The 15,461-nt window shown below is 65.8% G+C and carries 14 protein-coding genes; 9 read left to right on the top strand and 5 right to left on the bottom strand.

The genetic code is table 11. The features are described from left to right. Window positions 1-6: 6 nt before the first annotated feature. The 3 genes from WG901_RS00525 to WG901_RS00515 form a co-directional block, all read right to left on the bottom strand. Window positions 7-1,821, bottom strand: a complete 1,815-nt coding sequence (locus WG901_RS00525; protein WP_339585074.1) for a putative bifunctional diguanylate cyclase/phosphodiesterase — start codon at window positions 1,819-1,821, stop codon at window positions 7-9. Window positions 1,822-1,836: 15 nt separating this feature from the next. Then, on the bottom strand, window positions 1,837-2,478 hold the full coding sequence (locus tag WG901_RS00520; RefSeq protein ID WP_339585073.1) for a PilZ domain-containing protein: 642 nt from the start codon (window positions 2,476-2,478) through the stop codon (window positions 1,837-1,839). Between the two features lie 320 nt (window positions 2,479-2,798). Beyond that, window positions 2,799-3,824 carry a chemotaxis protein CheB gene (locus WG901_RS00515; RefSeq protein ID WP_339585072.1) on the bottom strand — a complete coding sequence of 342 codons (1,026 nt, stop codon included), beginning with the start codon at window positions 3,822-3,824 and terminating at the stop codon, window positions 2,799-2,801. Window positions 3,825-4,046: 222 nt separating this feature from the next. On the opposite strand from WG901_RS00515, the gene WG901_RS00510 reads away from it, so the two are divergent. From WG901_RS00510 to WG901_RS00470, 9 genes are read left to right on the top strand one after another with little or no spacing between them, the layout of a single operon-like run. Continuing rightward, window positions 4,047-5,456, top strand: a complete 1,410-nt coding sequence (locus WG901_RS00510; protein WP_339585071.1) for a methyl-accepting chemotaxis protein — start codon at window positions 4,047-4,049, stop codon at window positions 5,454-5,456. 27 nt (window positions 5,457-5,483) lie between these two features. Continuing rightward, window positions 5,484-5,741, top strand: coding sequence for an STAS domain-containing protein (locus tag WG901_RS00505; RefSeq protein ID WP_339585070.1), 258 nt, complete (start codon window positions 5,484-5,486; stop codon window positions 5,739-5,741). After that, window positions 5,738-8,068 carry a chemotaxis protein CheA gene (locus WG901_RS00500; RefSeq protein ID WP_339585069.1) on the top strand — a complete coding sequence of 777 codons (2,331 nt, stop codon included), beginning with the start codon at window positions 5,738-5,740 and terminating at the stop codon, window positions 8,066-8,068. The genes WG901_RS00505 and WG901_RS00500 overlap by 4 nt, the downstream gene beginning before the upstream one ends. Further along, window positions 8,065-8,934 carry a CheR family methyltransferase gene (locus tag WG901_RS00495; RefSeq protein WP_339585068.1) on the top strand — a complete coding sequence of 290 codons (870 nt, stop codon included), beginning with the start codon at window positions 8,065-8,067 and terminating at the stop codon, window positions 8,932-8,934. The genes WG901_RS00500 and WG901_RS00495 overlap by 4 nt, the downstream gene beginning before the upstream one ends. Continuing rightward, the gene (locus WG901_RS00490; protein WP_339585067.1) at window positions 8,931-9,965 is read left to right on the top strand and encodes a protein-glutamate methylesterase/protein-glutamine glutaminase; all 1,035 of its coding nucleotides are present in this window, start codon (window positions 8,931-8,933) and stop codon (window positions 9,963-9,965) included. The genes WG901_RS00495 and WG901_RS00490 overlap by 4 nt, the downstream gene beginning before the upstream one ends. 12 nt (window positions 9,966-9,977) lie before the next feature. After that, a complete protein-coding gene (locus WG901_RS00485; RefSeq protein WP_339586611.1) occupies window positions 9,978-10,535 on the top strand; it encodes a chemotaxis protein CheD in 558 nt (185 codons plus the stop codon). A 21-nt stretch (window positions 10,536-10,556) separates the two neighbouring features. Further along, the gene (locus WG901_RS00480; protein WP_264442144.1) at window positions 10,557-10,928 is read left to right on the top strand and encodes a response regulator; all 372 of its coding nucleotides are present in this window, start codon (window positions 10,557-10,559) and stop codon (window positions 10,926-10,928) included. 20 nt (window positions 10,929-10,948) lie between these two features. After that, entirely contained in the window at window positions 10,949-11,392 is a 444-nt protein-coding gene (locus tag WG901_RS00475) for a chemotaxis protein CheW (protein WP_339585066.1), read from the top strand. 2 nt (window positions 11,393-11,394) lie between these two features. After that, complete coding sequence (locus WG901_RS00470) at window positions 11,395-11,775, top strand: hypothetical protein (RefSeq protein WP_339585065.1); 381 nt, start codon at window positions 11,395-11,397, stop codon at window positions 11,773-11,775. Window positions 11,776-11,992: 217 nt separating this feature from the next. Here the strand turns inward: WG901_RS00470 and WG901_RS00465 are convergent, their stop codons facing one another. After that, window positions 11,993-12,583 carry a response regulator transcription factor gene (locus WG901_RS00465; protein WP_264442141.1) on the bottom strand — a complete coding sequence of 197 codons (591 nt, stop codon included), beginning with the start codon at window positions 12,581-12,583 and terminating at the stop codon, window positions 11,993-11,995. A 429-nt stretch (window positions 12,584-13,012) separates the two neighbouring features. Then, entirely contained in the window at window positions 13,013-15,433 is a 2,421-nt protein-coding gene (locus tag WG901_RS00460) for a PQQ-dependent dehydrogenase, methanol/ethanol family (protein ID WP_339585064.1), read from the bottom strand. Between the last annotated feature and the right edge of the window lie 28 nt (window positions 15,434-15,461).

Here is a 15,461-nt window from a genome sequence, read left to right as displayed (position 1 = left end):
CCGGTCTCAGATCAAGTCGTAGTCCGCAGCAGCACAAGGCAGGCGCAGGATTTGCTCGATCTCGTTGGCAGGGATTGCCGGCGCGACGAGGAAACCTTGGATACGATCGCAGCCAAGCTCCCGCAGCACCGCGGCCTGGTCGCGCGTCTCGACACCCTCGGCGGTGACCGTCTTGCCGAGTTGATGCGCGAGTTCGATCAGATTCTTGACGATCGCGCGATCGGCCTTGTCGGTATCGATGGCGCGGATGAAGCTCTTGTCGATCTTGATGATCTGCACGGGCATGTCCCGCAAGTGACGCAACGAAGCGAAGCCCGTGCCGAAATCGTCGAAAGCGATGGCGATGCCGGCATGGTGCAGGCGCTCGATCTCAGTGCGCGCGCAATCGCCGCCGCGGCCGATCAGAACGTCCTCGTTGATCTCCACACGGATGTCGTCGACCCCGATGCGGCCACCGGCGACGGCGCCGAGGATCGTGTCGACATAACGGCCCGACCGGAAATCGCCGAGCGTTGCGTTGATCGAGATCGATCCGAAGCGCACGCCTGCCCGGTACCAGTCTTCGATCTGGCGGATCGCCAAATCGAGTACGTATCCGCCGACCTGGGTGGCCAGGTGCTCGTCGGACAGCGCCTCGATGAATTGTGGCGGGCGGATCAGCCCCCGCTCGGGATGGTTCCAGCGCAACAGGGCTTCCATCGCCACGGGCGCACCCGGCTCGAGCGCAACGATCGGCTGGTAATGCACCACGAACTCGCCGACATGCAGGCCACGCTCGAACGAACTGCGCAGTTCGGCACGGCGACGGACCTCTTCCTGCATCTCTTCGCCGAACAGCTCGGCGCGGGCGCGACCATTGGCCTTGGCCTCGTGCAGCGCGATGTCGGCGTTCTTGAGAAGCTCGCTGCGCCCGGCGGTCTCGACGGGCAGCATGGCCATGCCGAGGCTCGCCGACAGCTGCCGCTTGCTGCCGCAGACCGATACCGGTGCGGCAAAAACCTTGAAGATGCCGGCGATGCGCTGGCGAACGGCATCCTCGGACGCGCAATCGCGCAGGATGATACCGAATTCATCGCCGCCGAGCCGTGCGACTTCGTCGTTGCGACCCATCGCAGCGCGCAGGCGCAAAGCCAGTTCCTGCAACAGCGTATCGCCAGCGCCATGGCCAAGGCAGTCGTTGATCTCTTTGAAGTGATCGACGTCAAGAATGCCCACGGCGATGCGGCCCGGCGTGGCGCGCGTATCGGCGATGATGTCCTCGACGCTGCGCATGAAGGCATTGCGGTTGGGCAGTCCGGTGACCTGATCGACGTTCGCCAGGCGCCGCAGTCGCTCTTCGGCCTGGCGCCGTGCAGTCACGTCGAAGCGGATCGCGATGAAGCGCTCGATCTGGCCGTTGCGGCGGCGATGCGGAACGATCGTGGTGTCGACCCAGAACAGATCGCCGTTCTGGGCACGGTTGCATATCTCGCCACGCCACACGTGGCCCAGCATGATCTCGCGCTGCATGTGCCGGAAGAACGTCCAGTCATGCTCGTCGGAGCGCAGCATGCGATGGTTGGCGCCGACCAGTTCGCCACGCGCATAACCGGTGATCTCGCAAAACCGATCGTTGACCGACAGAATCGTGCCGAGCGGATCGGTGATGTCGACGATCGCCGCCTCGTTCAGCGCCTCCTGATAGAACGCGGCGAGATCCGCTTCGATCGGCAGCGGATGCTCCCCGGCAGACGGCGTCGTCGGCCAGATGGTGAGGTCAGATCCCTGGCGCTCGGGGACAAGACCCTGCGCCAGGAAATCTTCGCGAAAGTTGGGCTTCATCGCGAAACTCGTCGACTAGATCGAGCGCATGGCCGGAGCCGGCACGCTTTGCGGGAGGGCCGCGGGGACGCGTTGCTCGCCGAACTGATGAAGCCACTGCTGGAAATGGCGTAGCGGCAGCGGATGCTCGAAGCGGATGCCGATGTTGTTGCCGCGGCGCCAGCGCAGTTCGCCGCCCAGCATGCCGAGCCCTTCGACCCGCAGCGCCGCATGCGCATTGCGCGGCAGCAGCAGCGCCCTTTCGGTGACGATCTGCGCACCGGAGAGCGAAATGTTCTGCGTGATCGCCGGCCAGTGACGCCCCTCGTACTGCAGCGTCGCTTCGACCGCTCGGTCGAACCGCGGCGGGCGGATGCGATCGATCACGTCGCCGGGGCTGCTGGTGCGCAGCGCCTCGGCTATGTCGATCGCCGAGGAGAGCTGGATGCCGGTCATCCCGTTCTTGGACCACCGCACACGGCCCTGCATCGGCTTGCCCGACTGGATCTCGATGACCACGGGCTCGTCGATGGCGAGCGTCAGCCGCGTCTCGACCATGAGGCCTTCGGCGGAGATGTTGCGGATCAGGCCAAGGTCATCGGCACAGGCCGCGCCGACCCGCGCCGCCTTGAATACGGTCATGACGCGCTGGCCGCTGCGGTTGTCGGGTCTGTTCACGCGGTCACCGTTCTGCTGGACGAGGCGTGCGAATGGACCGGGTTCGCAGCGAACCCATAATATCCGTTCGATTGTCGCGAATTCGAATCAGTCATCCGCACGACCCCCATTTGGTTTCATGCCAGAAATGACACGAGGCACTTTATCCCCGATAAATTCGGACCGCGTGCATTTGCGATATAGTCGTTAGGAAAAACGAGATATTTCTTTACACTTTGAAGTCGTCTCGCAGAGATCGAACACACTACGAATAGCGGCGCGAATAATCGCACCGCTATTGCGTTTACTTCGAAGCCCAGCCGGACGAACCGGCCGAGCGATCAGGCCTTGTTGCAGCAGGCCAGGGTTGCCGCAGCGAGCGCGTCGATCGGCACTTCGCGTTCGGCCGCACCGGCCGCGATCGCGGCATTCGGCGATTCCGCAACGACTGCGCTCTGCGGCGACTGGACGAAAGCGTTGCCACCGGCGTCGCGCAGCAGCTTGAGGCCCTTGGCGCCATCGGTGCCCATGCCCGAAAGCACGGCGCCGACCGCGGGAACCGCGGCACGTGCGATCGTGCCGAACAGCAGGTTGGCCGAAGGACGGACGCCCTCGATCGGATCACGCGCGAGCAGGCGCAGCTTGGGCGGCGAGCCGGGCTCGAGCACGACGTGGTTGTTCGGGTCGGCGGCGATGTGGACCACGCCTTCCTCGAGCGGAGCGCCATCGACCAGCGCCCGGACCGAGCACTTGAGGTCCTTGTTCAGGCGATTGATGAAGGTCTCGGCCAGTTCGGGCTGGGTCTGCAGCACGACGACGGTGGCCGGGCAGTTGCCCGGATAGCCGGCGAGCAGATCGGTCAGCGCCTCGACACCGCCCATCGACGCGCTGAACGCGACGATGCGGCCATTCCAGTCGAACTTCTCGACGACCGGGCCGGTCACCTTGGGCTTCTTGTCCTTGACGTTGCTGTTGGCCGCGGCGAGCACGATCTTGCCAAGCTTGCCGACCTGCTTGTTGAACTGCTCGGGCGTCGCCTTCAGCGGCTTGGGGAAACACTCGACCGCGCCCAGCTCGTAAGCCTTGAGCGAGATTTCGGTACCCGCCTGGGTCAGCGAGGAGAGCATCACCACCGGCAGCGGATTGGTGGACATGATCTCTTCGAGGAATTCGATACCGCTCATGCCCGGCATTTCCACGTCGAGCGTGATCACGTTGGGACGGAGCGACGCGATCTTGTCGCGGGCGTCATTGGCGTCGACCGCGGTTCCCACGACCTGGACGTTCTTGGCCTGGTCGAGCACGTCGGAAAACAGCGCGCGCATGGCCGCTGAATCATCGACCACCAGGACGCGTGCGTCGTTCATAGACATAGGACCGTGTTTACCTCCGCTGATTGCCCGGACTTACCAGGCTCATGCGGCTCATAGATGGGTAAGTTATAGTAAACGGCTGATATAAAATAGTAGAAATACCAGGGTGCCGCTAAGCCCCGAATTCACCCGGAGATGGTTAATCCAGCCTCGCCACGATTGCCCGCCCGATGCGGGAAATGGCCACGCGACATATCCGCGACTGCTGGAGGCGAGATGCTTAACTGGTTCGAGAAAGACTCGCCCATCCGGGCCAAGTTCAAGGCCCTTCTGGGCGTTCAGACGGCGCTGGCGGGCGTCGGTGTCGCCACCACGGCACTCGCCGGCGGAAGCCCGGCCCTGATCGGCGCCGCCGGTGCCGCGCTCGTGGGCACCGCGATCACGCTGATGGTCGCCTCGTCGCGCATCTGCACGCCCTACGTCAACACGGTCCTGCGCATGGAAGCGCTCGCCGCGGGCGATACCAGCAGCCCGATCCGCTACACAGACCACAAGGACTGCGTCGGCCGGATGACCAAGGCCATGGCGACCTTCCGCGACAATGCCCTGACGCTCCAGAACGGTAACAAGGCCGAAGACAGCCGCATGACCGACGGCCTCAGCGGTGGCCTCAAGAAGCTTTCGCAGAACCAGCTCGACTTCCAGCTCACCGAACCCTTCCCCAGCGCCTACGAAGAGCTGCGCAAGGACTTCAACGCAGCGGTCGCCTCGCTCGCGGGAACCATGCAGTCGGTCCGCGCCTCGGCGTCGAGCGTCCACAATGGTGCCACCGAGATCCGTTCGGCCTCCGACGACCTCGCCAACCGCAATGAGCGCCAGGCGGCGAACCTCGAGGAAGCGGCCTCGGCGATGAATCAGGTCACCGACAACATCAAGCTGACCGCCGAGCGCGCCACCGTCGTGCAGCGCACGATCTCGGCCACGCACCAGGAAGCGACCGAGGGCGGCAAGGTCGTCGCGCGCGCCACCACGGCGATGGGCGCGATCGAGAAGTCCGCGCAGGAAATCGGCCAGATCATCAGCGTGATCGATTCGATCGCCTTCCAGACCAACCTCCTCGCCCTCAACGCAGGTGTCGAAGCGGCGCGTGCCGGCGATGCCGGCAAGGGCTTCGCGGTCGTTGCCAACGAAGTCCGCCTGCTCGCGCAGCGCTCGGCGGACGCGGCCAAGGACATCAAGACCCTGATCACCGCCTCGACCCGCCAGGTCGAAGACGGCGTGACGCTCGTCGCCGAAACCGGCGCCCTGCTCGAAAAGATCCTTGGCGGCGTCGGCGACATCACCGGCCTGATGACCGAGATCGCCGACAACGCCAATGCGCAGTCGCTCAATCTCCAGCAGATCAACACGACGGTCAGCGAAATGGATCGCATGACCCAGCAGAACGCGGCGATGGTCGAGGAATCGACCGCCGCCTCGCGCAGCCTGGCCGACGAGGCCAACGAGCTGACCGCCTTGGTCGCGCGCTTCTCGACCGGCGAAGGCGGTTATGGCGCTCCGCGCGTCGCCGCCCTGCCCGTCAAGCCGGCGCCGCGCCCCGCCGCTTCGCCAATGCCGGCCGTTCACGGCAATCTCGCGATCAAGTCGTCCCCCGTCGAGGACTTCGACGACTGGGCCGAATTCTAAGATCGATCGGCGAAAGGGTTCTCCCGAATGTCTGCAATTTCCCTTCCCGCGCGGTGCGACCGCGCCACGGTCGAAACTTTGTTGCCCGAATTCGTGGCGGCCATGGGCGCCCCGCTCAGCGTTGACGGCAGCCAGGTGACGCATGTCAGCCAGGCGTTGCTGCAACTGCTGGTCAGTGCCCGCCGCAGCACCGAAGGCGTTGCGATCGATCCGTCGCCGGCGCTCCGCGATGCCGCCAGCCTGACCGGGCTGACCCATGAGCTCTTCGAGGAGGCACGCGCGTGACCGCCGAGGAAATTCAACAGATCTTCTTCGTCGAGTGCGAAGAATCGCTCGCTGCCGCCGAAGCCGGCCTCGACGCCTGCAAGTCGGGCACGCAGGACGACGACACGATCAACGCGATCTTCCGCGCAGTCCACTCGATCAAGGGCGGCGCCGGCGCGTTCGGCTTCACCGCGCTGGCCGCCTATACGCATACCTTCGAGACGCTGCTCTCGGACGTTCGCGACGGCCTGGTCGACATCACCCCGCTGACCGGCCTGTTGCTGCGCGCGCTCGACACGCTGAGCGATCACGTCAATTCCGCCCGCGATGGCGGTGCGGCACCTGACGACGTGCAGCTCATCCAGGAACTGACGGCGGCCCAGCATGCCAATGCCGGTGCCGCGCCGGCTGCAGCGCCCGAGCCTGTACCGGCTCCGGTCGCCGAAACGGCCCCCGCGTCCGCCGCCGAGCCCGAAACAGCGTCGTCCGATGAGGAAGACGAGGATTTCGGCGACGCCTTCGACGAGCTCGATCTCGACGCGATGTTCGGCGACATGCCGAGCATGGACGGCGACGCGCCGGCCGAAGCTGCAGTCGTGGCCCAGCCTGAACCCGCAGAAGCCCCGGGCCTGCACGTTCACCTGCGTCCGCACCACGGCTCGATGCTCAATGGCGGCGAACCCCTGCTGCTGCTGCGCGAACTGGCCAGCCTCGGCGCGACCTGCATCGCCTGCGACGTCGAAAAGCTGCCGCCGCTCGACCGGCTCGATCCCGCGCAGGGCTATCTCGGCTGGAGCTTCCAGTGCTCCAGCGATGTCAGCGAAATGGCAGTCCGCGACATCTTCGACTTCGTCGGTGACGACGTCGGCATCGCTTTCGGTGAGACCGCAGCGATCCCGCCCACGATGATCGCCGCTCCGATCCCGGCACCGGCACCCGTCGCTGCGCCGGCCCCGGCCCCGGCCCCCGCCCCAGCTCCGGCTCCTGTTGCCGCTGCTCCCGCACCGGCCCCGGTCGTCGCGGCGCCCGCGCCCGCTCCGGTCGCGGCGGCTCCGGCCCCCGTGGCCGCGCCGGCCGCAGCCGCTCCGGCGGCTCCGGCTCCTGCGCCAGCTCCGACCCCGGCTCCTGCAGCCGCGGCGGCGCCTGCCAATGCCGCGGCGGCTGCCGCAGCCGCCGGCGCCTCGATCCGCATCGATCTCGCCAAGCTCGACAAGCTTATCGATTCGGTCGGTGAGCTCGTCATTGCCCAGGCGATGATGGCGCAGCGCATCTCGAACGAGGGCATCCAGGCCAACGAAGAGATCACGCTGCTCGAATCGCTGACGCGCGACATTCAGGAAAGCGCGATGTCGATCCGCGCGCAGCCGATCGGCACCGTGTTCAGCCGCGTGCCGCGTATCCTGCGCGAACTCGCCTCGTCGACCGGCAAGCACGTCCGCCTCGACCTGATCGGTGAGAGCACCGAACTCGACAAGACCGTCATCGAACGTCTCGGCGAGCCGCTGACCCACCTCATCCGCAACGCGGTCGACCACGGCATCGAGCCTTCCGAGGCGCGCCTCGCCGCGGGCAAGCCCGCCGACGGCACGCTGACTCTCTCGGCCGAGCACCGCTCGGGCCGCATCCTCATCAAGATCGCCGACGACGGCGCCGGCATCAACCGTGCCCGCGTCTTCGCCAAGGCGGTCGAAAAGGGCCTGCTCGCCCCCGAAGCGCAGCTCAGCCCCGAGGAAATCGACAACCTGATCTTTGCACCGGGCTTCTCCACGGCCGCGAGCATCACCAGCGTTTCGGGCCGCGGCGTCGGCATGGACGTGGTGCGCCAGAACGTGAAGGATCTCGGCGGTCGCATCACCATCGAGTCCGAAGAGGGCAAGGGCACGACCTTCACCCTCACCCTGCCGCTGACGCTCGCCATCTCGGACGGCATGATCGTCGCGGTCGGCCAGGAATCGATGGTCGTTCCGCTCGCGCACGTCGTCGAGTGCCTCCGACCCAAGGACGGCGAAGTCCAGGGTCTGGGCCAGCGCGCCATGTTCAACATGCGCGGCAAGTTCATCCCGGTGATCTCGGTCCGCGACACGATCGGCGGCAGCGGCGCCTCGCGCGGCCCCGATGGCGGCGTGCTGATCGTCGTCGACACCGAAGCTGCCGGCCAGGCCGCGCTGCTGGTGGACGACATCTGCGATCAGCGCCAGTTCGTCATCAAGAGCCTCGACACCAACTTCCGTGCGGTCGACGGCGTCGCCGGCGCGACCATCCTCGGTGACGGCCAGGTGGCCCTGATCCTCGACGTCGACGGCCTCGTCGGCGGCGCGATGATCGAACCCGAAAGGCAGGCCGCATGAGCCTCGCCGCCGCCACTGCGGAACCGATGCCGGGGATCAGCCCCGACATCTACAGCGCCGCCGACTTCAAGACGGTCTCGGAACTGGCCTATTCGAGCGCGGGCATCGTGCTGGAATCGGGCAAGGCCATGCTGGTCTATTCGCGCTGGGCGCCGCTGGTCCGGGAATCGGGTTGCGGCACTTTCGCGGCCTATATCGACCACATCCGCAACAACCCGGCCGAGCAGACTCGGGCGATCGGCGCGCTGACGACGAACCACACGTTCTTCTATCGCGAGCCGCACCATTTCGAGCATTTCGCGCAGACCACGCGGCCCAAGCTGCTCAAGCAGGTACAGGGCGGCCAGCCCGCGCGCCTGTGGTCAGCCGGCTGCTCGAGCGGCGAAGAGACCTGGTCGATCGTGATGACCCTGCTTGGCGAGGAGAAGGCCACCGGCCGTCGCATCGCCGGTTCGGACATCCGCTTCCTCGCCAGCGACATCGCCCAGCACGCGCTCAAGAAGGCCTCGGCCGCGACCTATCCGGTCGAGGATATCGAAGCGGTGCCGGCACAGCTGCGTCAGCCCTGGACCAAGGTGTCCAGCGGTATGGCGACGCTCGACGAGACCGCGCGCGGGCTCGTTCGCTTCCGCACGCTCAACCTTCACGGCCAGTGGCCGATGAAGGGGCAGTTCGATGTGATCTTCTGCCGGAACGTGATGATCTATTTCGATACCCCGACCAAGGAACGGCTGATCTCCCGCTTCGCGGAAGCGCTCGTTCCTGGCGGTTTTCTTTACATCGGCCATAGCGAACGCGTCACGGGTCCCGCCGCCGCGCAGCTCCAGCCTGTCGGTCCAACCATCTATCAGAGAAGCGCGGCATGACGATCCGGGTTCTTATTGTTGACGATTCCGCGACCATGCGCGCGATCCTCGCGGCGTGCCTTTCGGCCGAGCCCGACATCCAGGTCGTCGGCTCGGCGGGCAATGCCGCCGAAGGTCGCGAGCTGATGAAGGTCCACAACCCCGATGTCGTCACGCTCGACATCGAAATGCCGGGCATGAACGGGCTCGACTTCCTCGAGAAGATCATGACCCTGCGTCCGACGCCGGTGATCATCGTCTCGGGCTCGACCCAGCAGGGCGCGGAGACGACGGCGCGAGCGCTGACGCTCGGTGCGATCGACTGCTATGCCAAGGCCGATCTCGACGCCGCGCTGCGCACTGGCGCCCGCACCAAGCTGGGCGACATGATCCGCCAGGCCGCGCAGGTCCAGTTCAACCGCGGTGGCGCGAGCGCCCCGGCTCCCGTCGCGGCACGCACGAACAACGCGATCCGTGCGCACCGCCCGGACCTCATCGCCATCGGTTCCTCGACCGGCGGCGTCGAAGCGCTGCAGACCGTGCTCGCGAACTTCCCGGCCGATTGTCCGCCGACCGTCATCGTCCAGCACGTCAACCCGCGCTTCGCCCCGGCGATCGCCAAGACGCTCGACATCAGCTCGCCGGCGACCGTGATGCTCGCCGAGCCCGACATGCCGCTCAAGCCGGGCCATTGCTATCTGGCACCCGGCGACGACCGTCACCTGACCGTTGGCGGCACGGCCGGCAAGTATTACGCGCGCCTGCGTCCGGGCAATCCGGTCTCGGGCCACCTGCCCTCGGTCGACATGCTGTTCGGCTCGGTCGCGCAGACCGTCGGTCCCCGCGCCGTCGGCGCCCTGCTGACAGGCATGGGCAGCGACGGCGCGCGCGGTCTGCTCGCCATGTCGCAGGCCGGCGCGGCGACGATCGCGCAGGACGAAGCCACCTGCACCGTTTTCGGCATGCCGCGCGCGGCGATCTCGCTCGGCGCCGCCGGCGTGATCGCACCGATCGGCGAAATCGCGACCTACGCTCTCGGGAAGGCCGCATAAAAAATGAGTTCCATGAGTCCCATAGACAAGCCCAGAGGGCCGACGGACGCGATCCGCGTCACGGTCATGCAGGGCGAGGTGCGCGTCAGCACAGACCCCCGTGTCGAACTTAACACCGTCCTGGGCAGCTGCGTCGCGGCCTGCCTGGTCGATCCGATTGCCGGAGTGGGTGGCATGAACCACTTCCTCCTGGCCGAGCCTCCCTCCAGTCGCGGCACCGATGCGGTCGACGTCCACTACGGCGTTTACCTCATGGAAATGCTGATCAACGACATGTTGGCTTGGGGAGCCTTGAAGAGTCGCATGAAGGCCCACCTCTATGGTGGCGCCAACCTGCGTACCGGAATGAAGGCGATCGGCAGCGCAAATGCCGACTTCGCCCGCTCGTTCCTCGAGAACGAACGCATACCGCTGATGCGTTTCGATCTTGGCGGCAGCTTTGCCCGGCGCGTCGATTTTCGACCGGCCGCCGGCCAGGTGCGCTGCCGTAACGTGGACGCTCAGATGGCGCCACCAGAGAGACCGGTCGCGCGGCCGCAGGTCTCCTCCGGTGACGTCGAACTGTTTTAAAGGATTATACGAGGCAAACCCATGACCGATACAACGCGGGTACTTACGGTAGACGACAGCGCATCCATGCGAGCGCTTCTGAACCATGCGCTGAGCACCAACGGCTTTGACGTGGTGCAGGCTGAAGACGGCATCGAGGCCCTAGAGTGGCTTGCGAGCAACGAGGCTGATGTGGTCATCACTGACATCAACATGCCTCGGCTCGATGGCTTCGGCCTGATCGAACGCCTGCGTGGTGGCAGCCGCCATCGCGACCGGCCGATCCTGGTGCTGACGACCGAGAGCTCGGACGAGAAGAAGGCTCGCGCCCGCCAGGCTGGCGCGACCGGTTGGATCGTCAAGCCTTTCGACACCGAGAAGCTCATCGCGGCAGTCCGCCGCGTCTCTCACTGATCCCAGAGGATTACAGACCCATGCACCGTGAACTCATCACCTTCGAGGTGGCGGACCAGCTCTTCGGGATCGACATCATGGCGATCCGCGAAATCCGCGCGTGGTCGCCGACCGCCCGCCTGCCGCGCGTCCCGAACTACGTCGCCGGCGTGGTCAACCTGCGCGGCACCGTGCTGCCCGTGGTCGATCTCGCTGCGCGTCTCGGCTGGGAACCGACCGAGGCGACGCCGCGCCACGCGATCATCGTCACCCAGTATGCCGGCCAGGCACGCGGCCTGATCGTCGACTCGGTCAGCGACATCGTCACGATCGCCGCAGACACGCTGCAGCCGCCGCCGGCGATGTCGCAGGATGGCGTCGTGCCCTTCCTCGAAGGCCTCTCGGCGATCGAGGACCGCATGGTCATGGTGCTCAACCTGCAGGCGCTCAACGCCGACGCCGAAGAGCTGGCGCACGCTGCATGATGATGGAAGAGGTTCCCACCCCCTCGGGCGGGCCCCTTCTGAGCGGGCCCCACATCCGGGCGATCGCTGACGTGCTGCTCGATCTCAGCCTCGACATCGAGACGCTGGGGACGATCCTTTGTGGCAATGCCGACGTGGTCCAGCGCCACACGGAAGAGCTACAGACGATCGACCTGATCGCGCAGAAGCAGCGCTCGCTTGCCGCAATCCTCCAGGCGGACTGCCCGGACAGCGCGATGTCGTCGATCGGCGTCGACGTGCTCCGCACCCGCCTCTACGAACTCCTCGCGGTCGAAGAAACCGACGACGAGGAGCAGCCTTGGGACCAGATCGGCGGAGAAGCCGACGGGACCGGGGACAAGGTGCAGATCAAGCCGAACTGACGCGACGCACCCGGTACGTATTTGCCTCCGTACCGGGCGCCCGCAACCAGACATATCGCGCACGCAGAGCGCAGCTCCGTAACCGGGCGGCATGGGAGCCCCGGTCACGGCGCTGCGCTCTCGGCGTTTGGGCGACGGTGCTTTTCACGCATCGTCAGCGCACAGAAAAACGGCGGCTCCTTGCGGAACCGCCGTTTTTCTGTGTTGGATCGATGCGTCAGGCGGCGTCGAGGACGACCGGCTCGAACGCGGGCAGCGAAGCTTCGATCGCCAGGCGGATCGCTTCGGCGCTGTGGCGGGCGCCGATCTTGCTCAGCAGGTTGGCGCGATGCAGCTCGACCGTGCGCGGGCTGATCGACAGGTGCTTGCCGATCAAACGATTGCTGAGCCCCTCGACCATACCGGCCAGGATCTCGCGCTCGCGCTTGGAAAGCTTCTCGATCCGGCTGAGCGCCATCGTCTTGCGCGAGCCGGCGGCGATCGCCGCGCCCGAGCGGGTGCCGGCGTTGCGGATGGCGTCGAGCAGGGCATCGCCGCAGCCGGGCCAGTTGGCATAGCCGATGGCGCCGCCGAGAACCGCCTCGACGATCCGCGAGGGATCGGGATTCTCGGAATAGGCGACGACGGGCAGCCATGTGTGGCGGCTGCAGATCTCATGCATGAGCGATGCAACCGCGTTGCCCTCGTCATGGATCAGGATCACGCCCGACTTGGGCCAGCAGCCGATGAACTCGTCGATGGTCTCGAACGGTTCGGCAAAGGTGCCGTGGTTGTTCAGGAAGAAGGAAAGCGAAGCGCGACGCTTCACGTCTTGATCGATAGTGAAAACAAGATCGTACATCGTTAAGTTCACATCTTCTCGAACTAGCGTGACCGGGGACGGCAACCTGGGGGCAGGCGTGCTATCCAGCTAATCTTCCAGCAGGGGACCGCAGTCCGAAACGTCGCACCTCATGTGAACCGATAAAAAGCGCCACAAGACAAAACGTTATCAACATTCGAGCGCACCTCGCATGCTGGAAGCCGTCCGAGCTACTGCCCGGGCTTGTTGGTTCCCTACATTAACCACGAACCGCGTGCTTCACATTCCGCGACACATGGTTGTCGTTTGATGACAAAACCCACGTGGAAATACTAGCCCTAAACCAAGCAAGTGCTACGACCTTGGTCTACAGGCGCGCCTCATCGCCCGCGCGGGGTACGCGCGGACGATGAAAATCGCAGAAAAAGGCCGAATTCAGGGAGCCTTGGTGCCGGTCACCGGGAAAGTACCGAAGGGTCCGTTCGAGCTCTCGCCGATCAGCTTTCCGTCCTTGAGCGTCAGATCGTAGCCGACCGTGATCGGCATCGGCATGCTGGCCTTGCCCGAAAAGGTCGCGCGGCCCTTCTCCACCTTGCCGCTGACGTCGACCGTGCCCTGCTCGGCCGAGACCTTGCCGCGCAGCGTGTCGCCGCTGGCGACAAGTTCGAGCACGGCAGGGGTAGCGCCGACCGGCGACTGGACCACGATGTTCCACTTGCCGGCATAGTCGGCCGCCTTGGCGTTCGAGCCGCCCGCCGCCGCGCGCTTCGCTATCATCGCCGCACGCTCGGCCTGGAACGTGCTCGCACGGGTCCGCAGGAAGAAGCGCAGGGTTTCGAGTTCCTGATCGGAGAAGTCCGGGAACTGCGGCATGCCGTTGAGCTTGAGTCCGCCTTCCTTGACGATCGTGCGGAAGGCCGCAGCGTCGAGGATCACCGGCGAGAGCCGCAGGTCGGGCGCCGCCCCGGAAGCGACCGCGTTCCAGCCGTGGCAGACCAGGCAGGCACGTGTGCCGAACAGGATAGCCCCCGCCTGAGCCCGCGCCGTATCAGGCTTGAACTCGGGATCGACAGGTGGCGTCGGCTCGGGCCAATCGAGCTTGGGCAGAGTATCGGTGCCGCCCAGCGCGAAAGTGAGCACGCGGCGTGGCAGGCGATAGTCGGTGTTGAGTTCCTGGTTGCCCAGGCTCTGCATGCCCGCGCCCTGACCGCCGGCACCGGTGATGACGGTGACGTACTGCTTGCCGTTCATGCGCCAGGTGATCGGTGCGCCGACGATCGGCGCCTGCGCGTCGAACGACCAGACTTCAGCGCCGTTCTTGGCATCATAGGCGACGAACTTGCCATCCATGCGTCCCTGGAACACGAGACCGCCCGCACTGGTCATCACGCCCGCAGGCCAGGAGCCCGGAAGCTCCTTCTGCCAGGCGAGCTTCTGCGTCACGGGGTTCCAGGCGCGCAGCCAGGCGTGGGCACCTTCCTTGAGCCCAGCTTCGGGCAAGAGCGTCACGCCCATGCCGGCAGACAGCCCCTTCTCGCCGGGCGCCATGTCGCCGATAACCGCGCCCTGCTCGATCACCGGAACGTAGACGAGGCCCGTGAGCGGGCTGTAGGCCTGCGGCTGCCAGGAGTGCGCACCCGTCGGCCCAGGCCACATCTCGAACAGTCCGGGCTTGCCGTTGTAACGGATGCCCGGGTTCTCGACCGGACGGCCGGTCTTCTGATCGATGCGATCGGCCCAGGTGACCTTGGCGATCTTCTCGGCCGAGATGAACTGGCCGGTCTTGCGGTCGATCACGTAGAAGAAGCCGTTCTTCGGCGCCTGCATCAGCACCTTGCGCGGCTTGCCGTCGATCTCGAGCTCGGCAAGCGTCATGTCGGTCGTGGCGGTGCAGTCCCACTGCTCGGCCGGGCAGACCTGATAGTGCCAGACATATTCGCCGGTGTTCGCATTCACCGCGACGACCGACGACAGGAACAGGTTGTCGCCGCCGCCCGGGCTGCGCAGGTTCTGGTTGTAGGGGTAGCCGTTGCCGACGCCGAGGAAGATCAGGTTGAGCTCGGGATCGTAGCTGAAGGCGTTCCACATCGTGCCGCCACCGCCGCGGCGCGTGCCGTCGGGGTTCTTCCAGCCGCTCGGCCAGGTCTTGCGCATGACCTCCTGGGCCTTGCGATTGGTGGCATCGTCGTGGTCGCCCGGCACCGTGTAGAAGCGCCAGGCGAGCTTGCCCGTCTTGGCGTCATAGGCCGAAACGAAGCCCTCCAGCGGGCTGATATCGGCGCCGCCGTGACCGATGATGACCTTACCGTCGTACACCCGCGGCGCCCCGCTTATCGTGCGCAGATCGTCCGTGGGGAAGTCCTGCGCCTTCCAGGTTTCCTTGCCGGTCTTGGCATCGAGCGCGACGACATAGCCGTCGCTGGTGCCGAGGAACACGCGGCCTTCCGAATAGGCGATGCCCTTGTTGCCCCACGACATGTCCAGCGGCGAGGTGGCGCGCGCGCGCGTGCCGGCGTCGTATTGCCACAGCTCCTTGCCGCTGACCGCGTCGAGCGCGCGGATCAGCGAGTGGCCGGTGGTGATGAACACCTTGCCCTCGGCCATCAGCGGCGTCGTCGGCGTATAACCGGGCTCGAGATCGAAATGCCAGGCGAGCTTGAGATCGCCGACGTTGTCGGCGTCGATCTCATCGAGCGGCGAATAATGCGTTTCGTGGCCCGTGCGGCCCCAGCTCGGCCACTCGTCGCCGTTGGCGACCATGGCCTCTTCGATCGGCTGGGCCGCGCGATGGCAACCGCCAACGGCCAGTGCCGCACAGGCGAGCGCCAGAACATTGCGCACGAAAGTTGAAGGCACTTCGAAATCCCCCTGTCTGTCCGCGACG

This window comes from Novosphingobium anseongense (genome assembly GCF_037482895.1).
GTDB lineage: Bacteria > Pseudomonadota > Alphaproteobacteria > Sphingomonadales > Sphingomonadaceae > Novosphingobium > Novosphingobium anseongense.
Note: the sequence above shows the minus strand (reverse complement) of the source record. Positions and strands in the feature narration are given on the sequence as shown.

Bases quoted from the DNA above. Each gene is read 5' to 3' on its own strand.
- WG901_RS00525 (WP_339585074.1), bottom strand. From the start codon at position 1,821: ATGAAGCCCAACTTTCGCGAAGATTTCCTGGCGCAGGGTCTTGTCCCC.
- WG901_RS00515 (WP_339585072.1), bottom strand. From the start codon at position 3,824: ATGAACGACGCACGCGTCCTGGTGGTCGATGATTCAGCGGCCATGCGC.
- WG901_RS00510 (WP_339585071.1), top strand. From the start codon at position 4,047: ATGCTTAACTGGTTCGAGAAAGACTCGCCCATCCGGGCCAAGTTCAAG.
- WG901_RS00505 (WP_339585070.1), top strand. From the start codon at position 5,484: ATGTCTGCAATTTCCCTTCCCGCGCGGTGCGACCGCGCCACGGTCGAA.
- WG901_RS00495 (WP_339585068.1), top strand. From the start codon at position 8,065: ATGAGCCTCGCCGCCGCCACTGCGGAACCGATGCCGGGGATCAGCCCC.
- WG901_RS00490 (WP_339585067.1), top strand. From the start codon at position 8,931: ATGACGATCCGGGTTCTTATTGTTGACGATTCCGCGACCATGCGCGCG.
- WG901_RS00485 (WP_339586611.1), top strand. From the start codon at position 9,978: ATGAGTCCCATAGACAAGCCCAGAGGGCCGACGGACGCGATCCGCGTC.
- WG901_RS00480 (WP_264442144.1), top strand. From the start codon at position 10,557: ATGACCGATACAACGCGGGTACTTACGGTAGACGACAGCGCATCCATG.
- WG901_RS00475 (WP_339585066.1), top strand. From the start codon at position 10,949: ATGCACCGTGAACTCATCACCTTCGAGGTGGCGGACCAGCTCTTCGGG.
- WG901_RS00470 (WP_339585065.1), top strand. From the start codon at position 11,395: ATGGAAGAGGTTCCCACCCCCTCGGGCGGGCCCCTTCTGAGCGGGCCC.